Below are 19,186 nucleotides of genomic sequence, written 5' to 3'. Positions count from 1 at the left end.
TGCCTACTGCCTACTGCCTACTGCCTACTGCCTACTGCCTACTGCCTACTGCCTAGCCAAATCACGGAGCACCACGATGACCACCATCGCCTTCATCGGCCTCGGGAACATGGGCAATCCAATGGCTGCCAACCTGGTCAAGGCGGGGCATGCCGTGCACGGCTTTGACCTGATGCCGGAGAACCTTACCGTCGCACGCGAGCATGGCGTCCTTATCATGGCCAACGCACCGGCCGCGGTGAAAGATGCCGATGTGGTGATCACCATGCTGCCGGCCGGAAAGCACGTGCTGTCGGTCTATGAGGACATCGCGCCCAAGGCGAAAAAGGGCGCGTTGTTTATCGATTCCTCGACCATCGACGTCGAATCGGCGCGCAAGGCGCACGCCATTGCCGCCAAACACGGCCTGCTGTCCATCGATGCGCCCGTCTCGGGCGGCACCGGGGGTGCCGCGGCCGGCACGCTGACCTTCATGGCCGGAGGCGCCGGCGATGCCTTCGCCGCCGCCGAGCCGGTCCTCAAGCCGATGGCCGGCCGCATCGTCCATTGCGGCGGCGACGGCGCCGGCCAGGCGGCAAAGATCTGCAACAACATGATCCTCGGCATCTCGATGATCGGTGTCGCCGAAGCCTTCGTTCTGGCGGAAAAGCTCGGCCTCTCGCACCAAGCACTGTTCGACGTCGCCTCGACCTCGTCGGGGCAATGCTGGTCCCTGACCACCTATTGCCCGGTGCCCGGCCCGGTGCCGACTTCGCCCGCCAACAGGGACTACAACCCAGGATTTGCAGCCGCACTGATGCTGAAAGACCTGAAATTGTCCCAGGAAGCCGCGCAAAGCGCCGGCGCGGTGACGCCGCTTGGCGCCGAGGCAGCCCAGCTATATGCCTTGTTCAACGCCCAGGGACATGGCGGCGCCGATTTCTCCGGCATAATTAATTTTCTGCGCGGTAACTTAGCGTAACCAACGGATTTGGCACGCTTTTTCCGACTTCTTTCTGCCGAAAGAATGTAAATTTAGATTTGCTTAAGCTCTCGATAACTCTGCGGTAACGATGTCCCTATAAAACGGATTTCGAGGCGGACATATCGCATCCGCCCGGCGCTCCGGATCAGGTCTCGCGTACCGGAGCCCGTAAGTTTCGACAAGTGCCTGTAGGTTTCGCAAAGTGTTCGAGTAGCGAAGCGCCATGCGTATCTGGCAAAGCCGCGTTCCCGATGGAGCGCGGTTTTTGCGTTTCCGCCGGTTTATCCGCGCCAGTCTGGTTTTATATTCCGATTGCCGCATTCGGGATCGGGACATGATCTTCGTTGATCAGCACGATCGGTGCATCGGCTCCCTCCAGCCTGACGACCAGCAGGCGCAGGCCCCACATGCCGGCGGTGCGGACAGCGGTTGAGTAGGCGGTGCCCTTGCCCTTGGCGCCGTGGACCGGAATGCTGAACTGGGCGTCACCAGCCCCATTCGCATTCACATTAAGATGCCCGCCGACCCAGAAACTGTCGGTCACATCATCACCGAGGGCGGCCTTGACGCGGTCGTCGGCGCGGAGCCTGTCCATCGTCATGTGATAGGCATCGCTGCCTTTCAGGACGTAGGGGATGCTGCCGACCATCGTCGCACAGCCGCCGATCCCGACCACCCACACGACAAGGCCGGCGATTGCCCAGTTGCGTTGCGTCTTGCGAAACTGTTCCGCGTCGCGCCAGGCGCGGTTCCGCCATGCCCAGCGACTGCCGCGCGCGCCCAGCACGATGATCATGATGATGTTGACCAATGGGATCAGCGCCAGCAGCGCGATGAACGTGCTGTTGCCGATGCCCCAGATCCAGTTGAGGAAGAAGGCGCCCCAGTTCCAGCGGTCGAGTTCGGCTGGAATTTCAGCCGGCTGGTTGAGCGGTTGTCCGGCCATCGTGTCCCCCATCGGTAACTGTACCGGCTGGTTCTAGCGCATGCGTTGCTTGATGCGCAAAATCAAAGTTCTGCAACGTCAGTCAGGTCTTGTCGGACAGCCGGCGAAAGTTCGCCTTCACGGCACGGCTCGCCGGCTTCAGCGCGGCGCTGATCGAGCGTTCCGCCGCAACGCCGTTGAACAGAGACGGGGTGCGACCGGAATATATCTCCGGCCAGAACCGCGATGCCGACTGCAGGAAAGACATTTGCGCCGCGAACGCGCCTTCGGCCATCGCGACGGTCTTCTCGTTCACCGCACGCGCCGTCTCCGTGCTCCATGGCTGGCTGCTGCCGGCGTCCATCGCCATCAACGGCAGCCGCATCATCGCCACCAGAGGCGCCAGCATCAGGTCACCGCCGATGCTGGCCGCGTCTTGCGTCCGTCGGCTGTTGCCGGTCTTTCTCATGAAAACAAACCCCTTGTCGCGGCCGAATCAGCCGTTGCCCCACACATTACGCGCTGGGGATGGAAATACGTTCCCTTATCGCTTGATCAAGTTGTCGAGGCCGGGCGCTCCCGCCGAGGAACGCCCGGTCGGGGCTCGAGCCCTACCGCTTGCGCAGATCGGCTTGCGCCAGATCCAGCGCCTTCGAGATACGGTCGCAAGCCATATCGATCGTATCGCGGGTCCAGATCAGCGGCGGCGACAGGATCATCGTGTCGCCGGTGGCTCGCAGCATCATGCCGTTCGCGATCGCATAGTCGCGCACGGTCACCGCCGCACTTCCCGCCGGCAGGAAGCGCTCCTTGGTCGCCTTGTCCTTGACGATCTCGATCGCCCCCATCAGCCCGATCGAACGCACCTCGCCGACGAGATCATGCCCGGCAACGCACTCCTGCAACGCCTTTGCGAAATAGGGACCGGTATCGTTCCGGACGCGGTCGACCAGCCCTTCCCGCTCGATGATCTCGAGGTTCTTCAGCGCCACGGCGCAGGCCACCGGGTGACCGGAATAGGTGTAGCCGTGATTGAACTCGCCGCCCTTCTCGACCAGCGTCGAGGCGATACGGTCGCCGACCAGCAATGCCGACAGCGGCTGATAGCCCGAGGTCAGCGCCTTGGCCGTGGTGATCGTGTCCGGCTCGATGCCGAGCGTCTGCGCGGCGAACCACTCGCCGGTGCGGCCATAGCCGGTTATGACCTCGTCCAGCATCAGAAGGACATCGTATTTGCGGCAGATGCGCTGGACCTCCGGCCAGTAGCTGGCCGGTGGTATCTTCACGCCGCCCGCTCCCATGACCGGTTCGCCGATGAAGGCAGCAACCTTGTCGGCGCCGGCTTCGAGGATCGCATCCTCGACGGCCTTTGCCGCGCGCAGGCCGAAATCATGATCGCTCTCGCCAGGCAACGCCAGCTCATAGGCATAGGGCATCATGACATGGACGATGTTGGGCACGGCGCCGCCGAGCTGCTTGTGCATGGGATCCATGCCGCCGAGCGAGGTGCCGGCAACGGTCGAGCCGTGATAGGCCATCTTGCGCGAAATGATGCGGTTCTTCTCCGGCCTGCCTTCCAGCACCCAATAGTGGCGGACAAGGCGCAGCGCCGTGTCGTTGGCTTCCGAGCCGGAGGAGCCGTAGAACACCTGGCTGACGTTCTTCGGTGCGATTTCCGCCAGCTTCTTGGACAGCAGCACGGGCGTCGGCGTCGAGCATTTGAAGAAGGAGTTGTAGTAAGGCAATTCCTTCATCTGGACATAGGCGGCCTCGGCCAGCTCGTCACGCCCATAGCCGACGTTGACGCACCACAGCCCGGCCATGCCGTCAAGGATTTCAGCCCCTTCGGAATCGTAGATGAATGGTCCGTTGGCGTGGGTGATGATGCGCGAGCCGGCCTCGCGCAGTTCCTTGTGATCGGTGAACGGATGGAGATGATGCGCGGCATCGATCTGCTGAAGCTGCTTCAGCGAATAATTCTGATAGGTCATGGATGTGATCTTTCCTCTGGATTCTATCCGGCCCAAGCCGGGGCGAATGCATCAGAGGCAAGCAGGTGGCGAATAACCGATGCGGGCGCACAGCCGCAAAAGCTCGGCGCGCAGCGTGCGCGATGACGGTGTCACCGCGATCCGGAATGCACGAGCTGATAGCCTAGCGAGAGCCATGGCAGACACCTTAGAGCAAAGGGCGGTCGAGGTGAACCACTCCTTTGCTCAGGCGGCGCCATGGAAAGAGGTCAGGCTTCGCCGCTCAACGCCCTTTGTAGAAACACATATTTCATCGCGGTCTGCGCCGCCTGCGGCCGGCGGTCGCCGCGGCCGCCATGACCGCCTTCTGTCTCCTCGAAGAACATCGTCTTGGCATGACCGGCTTCCTGCAGACGCGCGGCCATCTTGCGCGCATGGCCGGGATGGACCCGGTCATCGGCGGTCGAGGTGGTCAGCAGAACCGGCGGATAGGCGGCACCGGCATCGACATGCTGGTAGGGCGAATAGGCGGAAAGCCACTTCGCGTCTTCCGGTTTCGACGGGTCGCCATACTCGGCCATCCAGGAGGCACCGGGCGGCAATTCGGTGTAGCGCAGCATGTCGAGGAGCGGCACCTCGATGATGACGGCACCGAAAAGCTCGGGGCGCTGCGTCAAGGAAACGCCGGTCAGCAAGCCGCCATTCGAGCCGCCCTGGATGCCGAGCGAGGCTGCTGTCGCAATCCCACGTCGAACGACATCCTGCGCAACCGCGGCGAAATCGTCGAAGCCATTCTGACGATTGCCCTTGAGCGCTGCCTGATGCCAGGCCGGGCCGAACTCGCCGCCGCCGCGGATGCAGGCCTGCACATAGGCGTTGCCCTTCTCCAGCCACAGCCTGCCGCGCACGCCGGCATAGCCAGGCAGCAACGGCACTTCGAAGCCCCCATAGCCATAGAGCAGCGTCGGCACCGGACCTTTCTGGTCGCGCCGCCTGACGACGAAATAGGGGATCATCGTGCCGTCCTTCGAGCGCGCCTCGAACTGTTCCGAGATCAGCGGCGAGGCATCGAAACGCGCCGGCTGCGATTTCACGGTGGCCAGCGTCTCGCCATTGTCGTCCGACCAGATGATCGAGCTCGGCGTCAGGAAATCGGTGAAGGAGAAGGAAACGCTCGAGCCGAACTGTTCGGCATGGCTGATGCCGACATTGCCGTTTTCGGGCAACGCGACCGGTTTCAGCGACCAGCCTCGATCGGTCCGCTCGCAGACGACGACCTTGCCGCGCACATTGTCCATCAGGTTGATGAACAGCCGGTCCTGCGTGCGGGCAATGCCGGCGATGGAAACGCGATACGCCGGCTCGAACAAAGTCACCACCGGGCCGAGCGCGTCGGTCTTGACCCAGTGCGCCAGATCCAGCGAATAGAGGCCGTCAGGCTTGCACAACGTGCCGTCGGGCGCCGTCCACGGGCTGCGCAAGCCGAAGACGAGCTGATCCCTGAAGATCGCGGTGTCGGTCATGTCGTCCGGCAAAGGCAGACGTCTGTTTTCACCGGAAGGCAGCCGGAGGAAGATGTGCGAAGCGAAGAAATTCAGCGTCCGGGCCAGGATCAAATAGCGCTTGTCGCCGTCGAACTCGACAGCTGCGCCAACGGCCAGATCCTCTTTCTGCGCCTCGAAGATCGGTGTCGCGTCTTCGAGCTTCGTGCCGCGCTTCCAGAGCTTGACCACGCGTGGATAACCGGACTCAGTCTTGTCGGCTTCCTCGAAGGCCGCCGAAACGATGACCATGTCCTTGTCCAGCCAGCTGAAACCCGACTTGGATGCGGGCGCGCGAAACCCATCTTCTACAAAGGATTTGGTTTCGATGTCGAACTCGCGCATCTCGCTGGCGTCCCCGCCATCGGGCGACATCGAGACAAGGCAGCGACTGAAGTCCGGATAGAGCCGGCTGGCGCCGCTGAACACCCATTTGATCCCCTCCTTCGCCGCAAGCTGGTCGAAGTCGATGATCGTTTCCCAGTCGGGCTTCTCGGTCTTGTAGGACGCGACCGTCGTGCGGCGCCAGAGGCCGAGCACATTGGTCTTGTCCTGCCAAAAATTGTAGACATGGCCTTTGAGTGCGGCGCCGACCGCGATGTTGTCCTCGGCCGTCATCAGGTCGAGCGCGGTCTGGAACGACGCCTGATAGGATGGATCACCCTGCAGCTCGCCAACCGTGACCTCGTTCTGGCGATGCACCCAGTCGAGCGACTGCGTGGCTGTCCTGTCCTCCAGCCAGAGGAAGGGATCGTTGGTCTCGGTGGCGGATCTTGGTTTTTGGATGGGCTTGGTCATGAGGTCTCCGATAAACGCGTCGCTTTTGGCACTGCCAACATCGATATGCCATGTCCGATATTCAATACGTTCAGCGCACGATTGAGGCTTTCCGCCGGCCAGCCAGGCTCGCGATCGCCAGCGCCAGGCACATCAGGCCGAGGGTGAACGGCAGCCCGCCGGCGCCCAAAATATCCATGGCGCCGCCCGCCAGCGGCGGCACGGCGATGCCGCCGACGCCCCACATCAAGGAGAATGCGGCATTGCCGGCGACCAGTGTGGAACCGGTGAAGCGTTCGCCGAGCTCGATGATCGACATCGTGTAGATGCCGTAGGAAACCGCACCCCAGACAAAGATCATCGGCCAGATCAGCGATGTCTCGATGAGCAGCGGCAGAAGCACGCAACCGAGCACCGTCAAGGAAACACAGGCAAGCCGCACCAGGCGCGCGGAAAGCCTTTCCGCCAGCAGTCCGAGCGGCACCTGCATGGCGATGTTGCCGGCGATCATCACCGACAGCAGCGCAGACATGCGGGTCTCGGCGATGCCGTGATGGATGCCGTAGACCGGCAGCAAGGCCAGCGCGCCCTGTTCGAAGCCGGCAGCCACGATGACGGCAAACAAAAGCAGCCAGGCCAGCGGCACGAAGCCAAGCACCGAAACCTGATGCCCGGTCTCGTCGACCTTGGGCAAGCGGGGCAGCACCGAGGCCAGACAGATGCCGCACAGCACGAAGGCAAAAATGCCGACGAGGAATGGGGGCCAGCCCTCCGTGCCGACGGCAAGCAGGCAAAGCGGCCCGGCCGCGAAACCGGCCGAGATGATCGTCGAGTAAACGCCCATGACGCGACCGCGTCGCGGCGGCGGCGCCAGAGCGATCACCCAGATCTCGCTTAGCACGTAAAGCGGATTGGTGACGACGCCGATCAGGAAGCGCAGTGGAAACCAGAGATAGACATTCTGCGTCCAGCCGATAAGCGCCAGCACAACCGCCGAAAGCGCGGCACAAATGAGCGCCGTGCGCCCTGCCCCGAACCGGCGGGCCAGCGCCGGGATCAGTGGCGACGACACGATGAAGCCGATCGGCGTCATTGCCGCCGACAGGCCGATCATCGCCGGCGAAACGCCCTGACGCTGCAGGATGAAGCTCAGCAGCGGATAGGACAGCCCCTGCGCGATGGCGAACACCGAGACGGTCGCGATCACGCCGGTGATCGCCGCCCACTGCATCGTCTCGTCGTTCGATTCCGCCAGGTTCATTGTGCGCACCGCTATCGGGGTTGTAGGATTATCGATTGAGGCACGTGGTGGTAAGCCCCCGGAGGGCGAAAACCGCTTTGCTCCAGACAATGCCTGTCAGGAAGCGCGGCGCACGCGCGCACCGACCAGCCGCACTGCCGCCGGCACAAACGAAGCCGACAGGATCAGGCCGAGCGGCATCATCGCCGCCGACAGGCCGATCAGCGCCGGCGACATGCCTTGCTTCTGCATCAGAAGCGTGAACAGCGGCGAACTCAACCCTTGCGCCGCGCCGAACATGGCAAGTGCCGCGGTGATGCCGGCAAGAGCTGCCCACTGCGTTGCCGCTTCGCCTTCGCTCGAGTCGGTCGCGACCATGCCGTCATCCGTGTGAAATGTGCTGGCCATCCGGCCGGCAAGCCCGACTAGCTACCGGCTCGATCCGGGGAAAGGAAGGGCCGGCCAGCGAAATCCGCTTGCGCCAACGGGGCAATGCAATCGGGGCCGCGCAACTGCCGTTCCGGTATGTCGCTTCCCTCGCCCTAGTGGTCGCCGCCTCCGCAATGGCTGGACAGCCGCCGGTCCATTATGCCGCCCGCTATCGCATCGTACGAGGACCACCATGACCGCCGCCCTACAACCAGCAGAACCGGCATTGGCCACCGATCGCGCCCGTCGCGGTGGCCGCGCCGGAAAGCGCGCCGGCGGCTCGGCCGCGTTCGAGCAGCCGGCTTTCCGCCAGCTGAAAAACCCGCTGACGCCGACCAGGCTGGTCTCCGACGACGAGCTGGAATCGATCCACCTCGCTTCGTTGCGCGTGCTGCGGGAAATCGGCGTCGACGTGCTGCATGACGAAGCCCGCCGCATCATGAAAGCGCATGGCGCCGACGTGCGCGATGGCAGCGAGCGGGTGCGCTTCGACAGCGACATGATCCTGGAACTGGTGTCGCATTGCCCGTCGGAGTTCACCATCCATGCCCGCAACCCCGCGCACAATGTGCGCTTTGGCGGCAACAATGTGATCATCTCGATGATGGCGTCGGCGCCCAATTGCTCCGACATCGATCGTGGCCGCCGGCCTGGCAATCAGCAGGACTACCGCAATTTCCTCAAGCTCGCGCAGATGCACAATATCCTGAACTGCACGGGCGGCTATCCGGTCGAGCCGACCGATATCCATCCATCCGTCCGCCATCTCGAATGCATCCGCGATCTCAGCGTGCTCACCGACAAGGTGTTCCACATCTATTCGCTCGGCAAGGAGCGCAATGTCGACGGCATCGAGATCGCCAGGATCGCGCGCGGCATCAGCCACGAGCAGCTGCTCGAAGAGCCGTCCGTTTTCACCATCATCAACACCAATTCGCCGCTCAAGCTCGATGTGCCGATGATGGAAGGCATCATCCAGATGTCGAGCAAGGGCCAGGTCGTGGTCGTCACGCCGTTTACCCTATCGGGTGCCATGGCGCCGGTCACCATCGCCGGCGCGCTGGTGCAGCAGAACGCCGAGGCACTATCCGGCATCGCCTTCGCCCAGATGGTGCGCAAGGGCGCGCCCGTCGGCTATGGCGGCTTCACCTCCAATGTCGACATGAAGTCCGGTTCACCGGCCTTCGGCACGCCGGAATACATGAAGGCCCAGCTCGTCGGCGGCCAGCTTGCCCGCCGCTACAACATACCCTACCGCACCTCCAACACCTGCGCCGCCAACACGGTCGACGCCCAGGCGGCTTATGAAAGCGTGTTCTCGCTGTGGGGTGCCATCCAGGGCGGCGGCAATCTCATGATGCATGCCGCAGGCTGGCTCGAGGGCGGCCTGCGCTGCTCCTACGAGAAGACCATTCTCGACATCGACCTGTTGCAGATGGTGGCTGAATTCCTGACCCCGCTCGACCTTTCCGACGAGGCACTCGGCTTCGACGCCATCCAGTCGGTCGGTCCAGGCGGCCATTTCTTCGGCACCCAGCACACGCAGGACCGCTACAAGACCGCCTTCTACTCGCCGATCCTGTCCGACTGGCGCAATTACGAGACCTGGGCGGAAGCCGGCTCGCCGACGGCGCTCGAAAAGGCCAACAAAGTCTGGAAGGAACGGCTCGCGTCCTACGAAGAGCCTTACATGGACCCGGCCGTCCGCGAGGAACTCAACGCCTTCGTCGCCAAGCGCCGGTCCGAGGGCGGCGCGCCGACCGATTTTTGATCGTCTGTGTTGTTGATGAACGGTCGACCCCCACTCCGTCGAGCTACGCTCGTCACCTCTCCCCCGATCGACGGGGTAGAGGAAGGGCGCGAACTTTCCACAGCCGGCTCCTTTCCTCTCCCTCCGGAGGGGGGGAGAGGTGGCGCCGCGAAGCGGCGACGGAGTGGGGGAGCCCTTCACGAAACGCGCAGCCGCCGCAAAACGGGGACAACGCAGCGAGCGCCTAATCTGCGGCAATCGGGCAATCAGGCGGATCTGATGAACGGTCGACCCCCACTCCGTCGCGCTACGCTCGACACCTCTCCCCCGATCGACGGGGTAGAGGAAAGGCGCGAGCTTATACAGGCTGGCTCCCTTCCTCTCCCTCCGGAGGGGGGAGAGGTGGCGCCGCGAAGCGGCGACGGAGTGGGGGAAGCCGCTGGTCAAACCCGCAGTCGCAGAAAAACAGGCACAACTCAGCGAGCGCGGAATCTCCGGCAAGCCGGCAATCAGGCGGAAGCATTGCTTTGGCTTGAACTCAAGGCACGCAAGCTTGGCGGCTATCGCTTCACGCGTCAGTTCTCCATCGGCCGTTTTTTTGCAGACTTCGCTTGCCGCGAAAAATGGCTTGTCGTTGAAGTCGACGGACACCAGCACGCCGGCAGTTCATATGACCGCCGCCGCGACGATTTCATGCGTACCCAAGGCTACTCGATCCTGCGCCTTTGGAGCCATGACGTCCTGCAACATCGTACTTCCGTCTGTGAAACCATCCTTGCCGCGCTTGATGGCAAGCTAGCGGAAGACATCGCTGTCTCCGACCTCCGCTTTGTTTTCACGCCGCTCCCAATCGATTCATTCCCTTCAAAAACGGACCTATCTAGATGAAATCTCATGTAAAAGCGGTTGTGATCGGCGGCGGCGTCGTGGGCTGCTCGGTTCTCTACCATCTGGCCAAGGCCGGCTGGACCGACATCATGCTGATCGAGCGCTCGGAGCTTACCTCCGGCTCGTCCTGGCACGCGGCCGGTGGCTTCCATACGCTGAACGGTGACCCCAACGTCGCCAAGCTGCAGGCCTACACGGTGCAGCTCTACAAGGAGATCGAGGAAATTTCCGGCCAGTCCTGCTCGCTGCACCTGACCGGCGGCGTGATGTTGGCCGATACGCCCGAGCGCATGGATTTCCTGCGCCTTGCCCACGCCAAGGGACGCTATCTCGGCATGGACACCGAACTGATCACCCCGTCCGAAGCCAAGGCGATGTTCCCGCTGATGGACGAGACCAATTTCGTCGGCGCCATGTGGGATCCGGTCGAAGGCCATCTCGATCCGTCCGGAACGACGATCGCCTATTCCAAGGCGGCCAAGAAACTCGGCGCCGAGATCGTGCTGCGCAACCGCGTCGTTGAGCTGACGCAGGAGGTCGACGGCACCTGGAACGTCGTCACCGAACAGGGCACGGTGAAGGCCGAGCATGTCGTCAATTGCGGTGGCCTGTGGGCGCGCGAGATCGGCCGCATGGTCGGCGTCGAACTGCCGGTGCTGGCCATGGAGCACATGTATCTCCTAACCGAGCCGATGCCGGAGGTCGAGGAATTCAACAAATCGACCGGCCGCGAGATGATCGGCGTGCTCGACTTCAAGGGCGAGATCTACACCCGTCAGGAGCGCAACGGTATCCTGCTCGGCACGTATGAGAAGGCCTGCAAGCCGTGGTCGCCGGTCAACACGCCGTGGGATTTCGGCCATGAACTGCTGCCGCCGGACCTCGACCGCATCGCCCCGTCGCTGGAGATTGGCTTCAAGCATTTCCCCGGCATCGAGAAGGCCGGCATCAAGCAGATCATCAACGGCCCTTTCACCTTCGCGCTCGACGGCAACCCGCTGGTCGGTCCGGTGCAGGGCCTGACCAATTTCTGGTGCGCCTGTGCGGTCATGGCCGGCTTCAGCCAGGGCGGCGGTGTCGGCTTGGCGCTATCGAACTGGATGGTGCATGGCGATCCCGGCTTCGACGTCTGGGGCATGGATGTCACCCGTTTCGGCGAATGGGCCGGCCTGCGCTACACCAACGCCAAGGTGCGCGAAAACTATTCGCGCCGCTTCTCCATCCGCTTCCCCAATGAGGAACTGCCGGCCGCGCGCCCGGCGCAGACGACGCCGCTCTACGACACCATGCTGGCCAACAACGCCGTCATGGGTGACTCCTGGGGTCTTGAAACGCCGCTGTGGTTCGCACCGAAAGGCAAGGAACCCAGGGATATCGTCTCCTTCCATCGCTCCAACGATTTTGGGCCGATCGGCGAGGAAGTGCGCGCCACGCGTGAGCGCGTCGGCGTCACCGAGATCGCCAACTTCGCCAAATACGAAGTGTCGGGACCGGCGGCGGAGGATTTCCTCAACCGGCTGATGACCAACCGCATGCCGAAGACCGGCCGCATCGTGCTGACGCCGATGCTCAACGAATTCGGCAAGCTGATCGGCGACTTCACCATCGCCAAGGCAGCAGAAGACCGCTTCATGATCTGGGGTTCGTCGGCCGCGCAGAAATACCACATGCGCTGGTTCGAGAAGCATCTGCCGAAGGATGGTTCGGTGCGTATCCACCGCTTCGACCAGACACTCGTCGGTCTGTCGATCGCCGGACCGAAATCCCGCGACTTGCTGCAGAAGCTCGTCGATGTCGACATCTCGACCAAAGCCTTCCGCTTCATGGATTTCCGCGAGATGGCGGTCGGCGGCGCGCCGTGCCTGGTCAACCGCATCACCTACACCGGCGATCTTGGCTACGAGATCTGGATGGCGCCAGCCTATGAGCGCCTGGTCTACCAGGCGATCAAGGACGCCGGCGAGGAATTCGGCATCGTCGATTTCGGTATGCGCGCTCTGCTCTCCATGCGCCTGGAAAAGAATTTTCCGACCTGGTTCCGCGAGTTGCGGCCGATCTACGGACCGTTCGAAGGGACGATGGACCGCTTCATCAAGCTGGAGAAAAACGACTTCATCGGCCGCGAGAAAGCCGCCAAGGAACAGGCGGAAGGACCGAAACTGCGCCGCGTCTCCTTCGTCGTCGATGCCGCCGATGCTGACGTCATGGGCGACGAGCCGATCTGGGCCAAGGTCAGCAAGGATTACGGCACGGTTGAAAAGCCGCATGGCTATGGCGCGCCGCGTTTCGACAAGGGCGGCAAGGAAATACGCGGCTCCAAGGCTGCCGAAGGTGCGTCCGCCGTGCGCGGCATCGTCGACGGCGACTGGCGCGTGGTCGGCTGGGTCACCTCAGGCGGTTATGCCCACTATGTCCAGAAGTCGATGGCGCAGGGCTACGTGCCGGCGGCTCTTGCCGAGGACGAAAGCGCGGGCCTGTTCGAAATCGAAATCCTCGGACATCGGCGCCCGGCCCGCATCAATGTCGAAGCACCCTTCGATCCGAGCGGCGAAAAGATGCGGACCTGAGGTTCGACCATGGACAGCGCGGGGCCAAAGGGCAGCTTTGGCCGGCATCGCAAGATCATGCCGTTCGAGCCGGGCTCGATCGAGGCGCAGCGCGCCGCCTCCCGACAGAAGGCGGCGGCGCTCAACCAGCATGTGCTGGGCTATGGCGCGCAGGCGGAGGCTGAATGGGCCGCGGCAGGCATTGCGGCTCCCGATCTGCCTGCCATGCGCCAATACCGGCTGGAGCGTATCCGCGCCGAGTTGAGGCGCCGCGGCTATGCCGGCGCCCTGCTCTACGATCCCGTGAACATCCGCTACGCGACGGACTCCACCAACATGCAGTCGTGGGTGGCGCACAATCCGACGCGGCATTGCTTCGTTGCCACCGACGGACCGGTGGTGCTGTTCGACTATTTCTCCTGCGAACACCTCTCCGACCATTCCGGCATCGTCGACGAGGTTCGCCCCGCCGTGTCATGGATGTACCTCTATAGCGGCGAGCTTACGGAGCAAAAGGTCCGCCGCTGGGCCGCCGACATCGCCGATCTGGTTCGGGAACATGGCGGCGGCAACAGCCGCATCGCAGTCGACCATATCAACCCTGAAGGCGTCGAGGAACTGGCGCGCCTTGGTGTTTCGATCGGCAATGGCGAGGCGGTGATGGAGAATGCGCGGCTGATCAAGTCGCCGGACGAAATCCTTGCCATGCGCCGCGCGATCGTCGCCTGCGAGGCGGCGATGGGCGAGATGGAACAGGCTCTGAAGCCAGGGATTTCCGAGAATGAGCTATGGGCCGAACTGCACCGCGGCAACATCGCCCGCGGCGGCGAATGGATCGAGACGCGGCTGCTGACGTCAGGCCCGCGCACCAATCCGTGGTTCCAGGAATGCTCGTCACGCAAGATTCAATCAGGCGATCTCGTTGCCTTCGACACCGACCTGATCGGCCCCTACGGCTTCTGCGCCGACCTGTCGCGCACATGGCTGTGCGGCGATGCAACGCCGACCAACGAGCAGCGCGAGCTGTTCCGCATCGCCGCCGGCCAGATCGCGCACAACATAGCGCTGATGCAGCCCGGCATCTCGTTCCGCGACCTCGTCGAACGCTCGGCGGTGCCGCCGGGAGACTGCTTCCCAACGCGCTACGGCGTGCTCTATCACGGCGTCGGCCTGGCCGATGAATACCCGACCTTGCCGCATGCCAGCGACTGGACTGCCGATACGCCCGATGGCGTTATGGAACCCGGAATGGTGCTGTGTGTGGAAAGCTATATCGGCAGGCTTGGCGGGCGCGAGGGCGTCAAGATCGAGGAGCAGATCCTGATCACCGAGGCCGCCAACGAGAAGCTTTCAACCTACAAGCTGGATGCGAGGCTGCTCGGCGGCTGATCGGGCATCAGCCCGCCGCGGCGATTGCCTCGCGCAACACCGCGACGATCGCGGCAGGCGTCGTTTTCGCGGTGATGAACGGCAGACCTTTGCGCCGTCTTGTCCAGCCGACGACCTTCACCGCCTGCACCGCGGGCTCGAAGCGCTGCGCCAGCGCCCAGCTTTCGCAGTCGATCGCCGCGACATCCGCTTTGCCTTCGGCCACGGCGACGATCGAAGCGCGATGCCCACCGCTATGCAGGTTTTCCGAAAACAGATCGCTTTGCGAAAGCGGATCCAAGTCGTCGAGGTCGCGGGACAAGGCGATGATACCTGACATGGAATCGAGACTGTTGAAGGTGAAACGCTTGCCCTGGATCAGATTGATCGGGATGACGGCCCGGCCGTCCGTGGGCGAAGGTACGGATATCCCGCCGTCCGCTGGCATGATGATGGCGCTCGAATAGAGTTCGCCCTTCCCGCCTTCATAAGCGTCGTAGCTGGGCTGTCCTATGAGCTGGACATGCTTCGAAAGGCCGAATTCCATCGGGCCCCAACATGTCTGCGCAAACAACAGCGCCGGGTGCAGCCAAAGGCTAGGAAAATCCAGTTCATCCGGCGGCAATGTTGCAGGATCTGGCGCGATCAGCTCTCCTTGGACGTTATTATGAATTCCGCCCGGCACCGGCGGCAATTCACCATTGCGACGCACGATGGATTGCGGCGCATCGATACCCTTTTGCCGAAAGGCCTCGCGCAATCGTGCCCATTGCGCATCGACCTCGCCGCGCACTTCGGGCCAGTCATACATCGGCAACGCCGCAACCAATTCACTCATGCCGACACTCAATCATCATGTCTGGAAAAAGGATCGCAAAAACGCGGCGTCCAATCAGAATTGGCCGACACGGATCCCGGATACGCCGGAATTATTCCTTGGGCGGCTCGGCGGGAACCGGCGCACTGCCAAGCCCGCTGATGCTGCGCGCCCTGATGCGCGGCTTGAAGGCTCTGCCCGGCTCTGGCGCGCGACGCAGCACCGGGTGCACAATCGGCTCTTTCGCCTTGAACGCATAGGCTTTGATCAGTGCGAAATAGTTCGGATAGGCATAGCCATTGTTCATCCGCAGCCATTCCTCACGACGGTCACGAAACAGCTTGGGCAGCTTGTACCAGGCCACGGTCGGGGTCTTGTGGTGGACGAAGTGCAGATTGTTGTTGAGGAACAGAAAAGACAGCGGTGAACGCTCGACGATCACCGTGCGGCCTTCCGGGTGTTCCGACCATTGATGCTCGGCGAAGGTTCGGATCGAAATCAGCGACTGGCCGAGCCAGACCGGAACCAGAATGTAGAGCCACAGCGGGATGCCGAAGCCGAACTGGACGATCGGCACCACGATGGCAAGGCCGATCGCATGCAGCAGCCAGGCCTTGCGGATCGCCTTGTCGCCGGCGATCATCTGCTTGGCGTCGTCGATAAAGAAACCGATGCAGGACAACCAGGGGCCGAGCACGAACCGGCCGGCCATGGTGTTGTTGATCTTGAGCACGAATTTCATCGTCGGCGGCAGTTCGTCATGCTGCCACAGCGCCTGGTAATAGCTTTCCGGATCGTCCAGCGGATCGGTCAACCGCTCGTCGGCGTGGTGGCGCAGATGGATGGTCTTGAAGCGGCGGAACGGCCAGACCAGGCCGATCGGCAGGAAGACGAAGGCTTCGTTGATCCGCGCGTTGCGCGTCGGATGTCCGTGCAGCACTTCGTGCATGATCGAGGATTGCAGTGCGGCGGTGAAGGCGAGGATGGCGAGCGCGAGGATGGGGTAGGATAGCCAGAGCAGGAAACCGGTGGCGAGCCATGTTGCGTAACAGAAGAAGGCGAGTACCACGGTCGGCCACTCGATGGCCGGTACGCTGCGTCGCCTGATGCCCTTGCCCGTCATGCTATCGACCACTGTCCCTCAGTCGCCGGAACCCCAATTGGTTCCTGACAGCATTGTGTCAGGAGAAATGATTCCACTCAACGAGACAAAGTGCACAAACTGTTGCGATTGCGCATTTTTGACCGCACATGTTATACATTGTAAACAGACTTAGGGATTAATTTACGCTTAGGGAGCGCTCGAAGACGCTTCGGCGAAAATTTTTCCTCAATCGGACCGGAGCACCGATATGGACAAGCGCGATCTGTCGACCATCTTTCGCGAACGCCTGAAAATGCTCTTGACACGCTCCGATCTCAATCAGTCGGCTTTCGCGACTGCGGTCGGCATCGATCGCTCGGCGCTGTCGCAGCTGCTGTCAGGCGCCTCGACCCGCCTGCCTCGCGCCGAAACGTTGCTCAATATCGCCGCCGAGTTCAAAGTGTCGCTCGACTGGCTTCTCGGCCTCAGCCAAGACGAGGGCCTCACCGGCGAAATCCGCGAGAGCCTCGAGATCGAGGAGGCACCCGATGGCTTCGATCGCACGCTGCTGGCCAAATGGCATGCCGAGGCCGCGGGCACCAAGATCCGCTACGTGCCGGCCGGCATTCCTGACCTTCTGCGCACCGAGGCGCTGGTCGACTACGAGGCGGGCATCGCCAACAAGAACCGCCTGGCGCAGGCCGGCGAAACGCAATACCGCATCGATTACAACAGGCGGCCGGAAACCGACATGGAAGTCTGCATGCCACGCCACACGCTGGAGATATTTGCACGCGGGCTGGGTGTCTGGGATCGTTTCCCGGAAGCCGACCGCCGCGCCCAGCTGCTGCACATGGCGACACTGCTCGACGACCTCTATCCGACCTTCCGGCTGTTTCTCTATGACGGGCGGATGCGCTACTCGATCCCCTACACCATCTTCGGACCCTATCGCGCCGCCATCTATGTCGGCGACATGTATCTGGTGCTCAACGCCACCCAGCCGATCCAGACGCTGATCCAGCACTTCGACAATCTGATCCGCGCCGCCGACATCAATGCGCACGAGGCGGCAGGCTTCGCCCACAAACTGGCCAGCATGTCGTTTCCATCGAGCACTGTCTGAGCTCTGGCAATCACGGTCGTCTGGCGGAACCTGGCGTCGACCTCGCCACTTGCATTCGCGCCGTGAGGAAAAGGCCCCGACCTGGTTGGACCATCACGGCAAATCATTGACTACACATAAAGACTTCTTTATATCCTTATTCGAATTCAAAATATGAAAGCCATTCCGATGACGATCACCAACCCGATCGATGCCCTGCTGGCTGAAAAGGGCGTGCTGCTGGCTGACGGCGCAACCGGCACCAACCTGTTCGCCATGGGGCTTGAGGCCGGTGAGGCGCCCGAGCTGCTGAACGAGACGGCGCCCGACACCATCACCAGCCTGCACCAGAATTTCGTCGATGCCGGCGCCGACATCATCCTCACCAACTCATTCGGCGGCACCCGTCACCGCTTGAAGCTGCACCATGCGCAGGACCGCGCGCATGCGCTGAACAAGCGCGCCGCCGAGCTTGCACGTGCCGTCGCCGACAAGGCCGGCCGCAAGGTGATCGTCGCTGGCTCGGTCGGCCCAACCGGCGAATTGCTGGTGCCGCTCGGCGCCATGACCTATGACGAGGCGGTCGATGCCTTCGCCGAGCAGATCGAGGGTCTCAAGGAAGGTGGCGCCGAAGTCGCTTGGATCGAGACGATGTCGGCTCCCGACGAGATCCGCGCCGCTGCCGAGGCTGCCATCCGTGTTGGCCTGCCCTACACCTACACCGGTTCCTTCGACACCGCCGGCCGCACTATGATGGGCCTGCTGCCCAAGGATATCCACGGCGTCACCGATGGGTTGTCGCAGGCGCCGCTCGGCGTCGGTGCCAATTGCGGCGTCGGCGCATCCGACATCCTGGCTTCGCTGCTCGACATGACCGAGGCGAAGCCGGAAGCGACGGTGATCGTCAAGGGCAATTGCGGCATCCCCGAATTCCGCGGTACCGAGATCCATTATTCTGGCACGCCCGAACTGATGGCCGACTATGTCAGGCTCGCCGTCGATGGCGGCGCCAAAATTATCGGCGGCTGCTGCGGCACCTCGTTCCAGCACCTGGCCGCCATGCGCAAGGCGCTCGACGCGCACACCAAGGCGGATCGTCCTACGGTTGCCGCGATCGTGGAGCGCATCGGTCCGATGCGCAACAAGGTGGCGACGGAAAACACCGCCGAGACCAGCGAAGCCCGCCGCGAGCGCCGCCGCAGCCGGGCTTGACCTTATCGGTTTTCGATTATTCGCTGTTGTCGGCGTAGCTCGACTGCGCCGACTTGAAGTCGACCACATTGTCGCCGCGCATCGTCATCAGCGCGCCGGATGAAACCGGGTCGGTTATCTGCTCCAGCATGATGCGGAAACGATCGTTGGTCAGCGCCGACATGGCGGTGTGCCGCGCCTGCGCGACATCGTCGCTGATACGCCTGGATTCGGATGATGGGGCAGATGAAGCCGTCGAAGCGTCGCGTGCCGGAGGTGTCGAGTTGGCGATAGTCCTGATCTGCAATTCCGGCTCCTCAAGCGTAGACCTGTCCCGTGTAGCAAGGAGGGGGTTGCGATCCGGTACCGGAAATGCCGAGCAATTTAACGATCGTGCAGGTTAACGCCGCGCTTCGGATCTGTTGAGATTCAGGTCAGGCCGAGCCGAAAATGGTGGTTTTCGAGAACCGGAGCGGAGCGTACTCAAAGTACGCGAGGGTCGTGTCCCATCAGGTGGTGTAGCTCGGCGGTAGCGAAGCCGCTCACGAGCGCGCCGTTAGTAGCGCTGTAGCGAGTGAGCGGCGTGTCGGT

At 62.7% G+C, this 19,186-nt stretch carries 16 protein-coding genes; 7 read left to right on the top strand and 9 right to left on the bottom strand.

From position 1 onward, the window contains the following. The first annotated feature begins 76 nt into the window (after positions 1–76). Positions 77–961, top strand: coding sequence for a 3-hydroxyisobutyrate dehydrogenase (gene mmsB / locus NKI38_RS03995; protein WP_352654978.1), 885 nt, complete (start codon positions 77–79; stop codon positions 959–961). 304 nt (positions 962–1,265) lie between these two features. On the opposite strand, the gene NKI38_RS03990 is transcribed toward mmsB, so the two are convergent. The 6 genes from NKI38_RS03990 to NKI38_RS03965 form a co-directional block, all read right to left on the bottom strand. Continuing rightward, on the bottom strand, positions 1,266–1,910 hold the full coding sequence (locus NKI38_RS03990) for a cytochrome c oxidase assembly factor Coa1 family protein (protein WP_352654976.1): 645 nt from the start codon (positions 1,908–1,910) through the stop codon (positions 1,266–1,268). Between the two features lie 82 nt (positions 1,911–1,992). After that, positions 1,993–2,358, bottom strand: coding sequence for a hypothetical protein (locus tag NKI38_RS03985; protein ID WP_352654974.1), 366 nt, complete (start codon positions 2,356–2,358; stop codon positions 1,993–1,995). A 142-nt stretch (positions 2,359–2,500) separates the two neighbouring features. Then, on the bottom strand, positions 2,501–3,880 hold the full coding sequence (locus tag NKI38_RS03980) for an aspartate aminotransferase family protein (protein ID WP_352654973.1): 1,380 nt from the start codon (positions 3,878–3,880) through the stop codon (positions 2,501–2,503). Positions 3,881–4,128: 248 nt separating this feature from the next. Continuing rightward, positions 4,129–6,198, bottom strand: coding sequence for a prolyl oligopeptidase family serine peptidase (locus NKI38_RS03975; protein ID WP_352654971.1), 2,070 nt, complete (start codon positions 6,196–6,198; stop codon positions 4,129–4,131). Positions 6,199–6,268: 70 nt separating this feature from the next. Then, positions 6,269–7,438: an MFS transporter gene (locus tag NKI38_RS03970; RefSeq protein WP_352654969.1), complete on the bottom strand. Its 1,170-nt coding sequence runs from the start codon at positions 7,436–7,438 to the stop codon at positions 6,269–6,271. A 96-nt stretch (positions 7,439–7,534) separates the two neighbouring features. Next, a complete protein-coding gene (locus NKI38_RS03965) occupies positions 7,535–7,795 on the bottom strand; it encodes a hypothetical protein (RefSeq protein WP_502899245.1) in 261 nt (86 codons plus the stop codon). Positions 7,796–8,039: 244 nt separating this feature from the next. Between NKI38_RS03965 and NKI38_RS03960 the strand changes: the two genes are divergently transcribed. The 4 genes from NKI38_RS03960 (at position 8,040) to NKI38_RS03945 (ending at position 14,419) form a co-directional block, all read left to right on the top strand. Continuing rightward, entirely contained in the window at positions 8,040–9,617 is a 1,578-nt protein-coding gene (locus NKI38_RS03960; protein WP_352654967.1) for a trimethylamine methyltransferase family protein, read from the top strand. A 381-nt stretch (positions 9,618–9,998) separates the two neighbouring features. After that, on the top strand, positions 9,999–10,484 hold the full coding sequence (locus NKI38_RS03955; RefSeq protein WP_352654965.1) for an endonuclease domain-containing protein: 486 nt from the start codon (positions 9,999–10,001) through the stop codon (positions 10,482–10,484). Beyond that, positions 10,481–13,051, top strand: coding sequence for a GcvT family protein (locus tag NKI38_RS03950; protein ID WP_352654963.1), 2,571 nt, complete (start codon positions 10,481–10,483; stop codon positions 13,049–13,051). Before NKI38_RS03955 ends, NKI38_RS03950 begins: the two co-directional genes overlap by 4 nt. Positions 13,052–13,060: 9 nt before the next feature. After that, positions 13,061–14,419, top strand: coding sequence for a M24 family metallopeptidase (locus tag NKI38_RS03945; protein WP_352654962.1), 1,359 nt, complete (start codon positions 13,061–13,063; stop codon positions 14,417–14,419). A gap of 7 nt (positions 14,420–14,426) precedes the next feature. Here NKI38_RS03945 and NKI38_RS03940 read toward each other — a convergent pair whose 3' ends face one another. Beyond that, complete coding sequence (locus NKI38_RS03940) at positions 14,427–15,236, bottom strand: phosphate/phosphite/phosphonate ABC transporter substrate-binding protein (RefSeq protein ID WP_352654960.1); 810 nt, start codon at positions 15,234–15,236, stop codon at positions 14,427–14,429. Positions 15,237–15,327: 91 nt separating this feature from the next. Beyond that, entirely contained in the window at positions 15,328–16,338 is a 1,011-nt protein-coding gene (locus tag NKI38_RS03935) for a fatty acid desaturase (RefSeq protein ID WP_352654959.1), read from the bottom strand. Between the two features lie 229 nt (positions 16,339–16,567). On the opposite strand from NKI38_RS03935, the gene NKI38_RS03930 reads away from it, so the two are divergent. Together NKI38_RS03930 and bmt are read left to right on the top strand one after the other, a co-directional pair. Continuing rightward, entirely contained in the window at positions 16,568–17,425 is an 858-nt protein-coding gene (locus NKI38_RS03930) for a helix-turn-helix domain-containing protein (protein ID WP_352633090.1), read from the top strand. Positions 17,426–17,593: 168 nt separating this feature from the next. After that, positions 17,594–18,616, top strand: a complete 1,023-nt coding sequence (bmt, locus tag NKI38_RS03925; protein ID WP_352655275.1) for a betaine--homocysteine S-methyltransferase — start codon at positions 17,594–17,596, stop codon at positions 18,614–18,616. A 16-nt stretch (positions 18,617–18,632) separates the two neighbouring features. Here the strand turns inward: bmt and NKI38_RS03920 are convergent, their stop codons facing one another. Then, complete coding sequence (locus NKI38_RS03920; RefSeq protein ID WP_352654957.1) at positions 18,633–18,902, bottom strand: hypothetical protein; 270 nt, start codon at positions 18,900–18,902, stop codon at positions 18,633–18,635. Between the last annotated feature and the right edge of the window lie 284 nt (positions 18,903–19,186).

Origin of the sequence: Mesorhizobium sp. M0621 (genome assembly GCF_040320745.1) — a bacterium.
Lineage (GTDB): Bacteria > Pseudomonadota > Alphaproteobacteria > Rhizobiales > Rhizobiaceae > Mesorhizobium.
The sequence above is the reverse complement of the archived record's forward strand: the minus strand, read 5'-3'. Positions and strand labels throughout refer to the sequence as shown.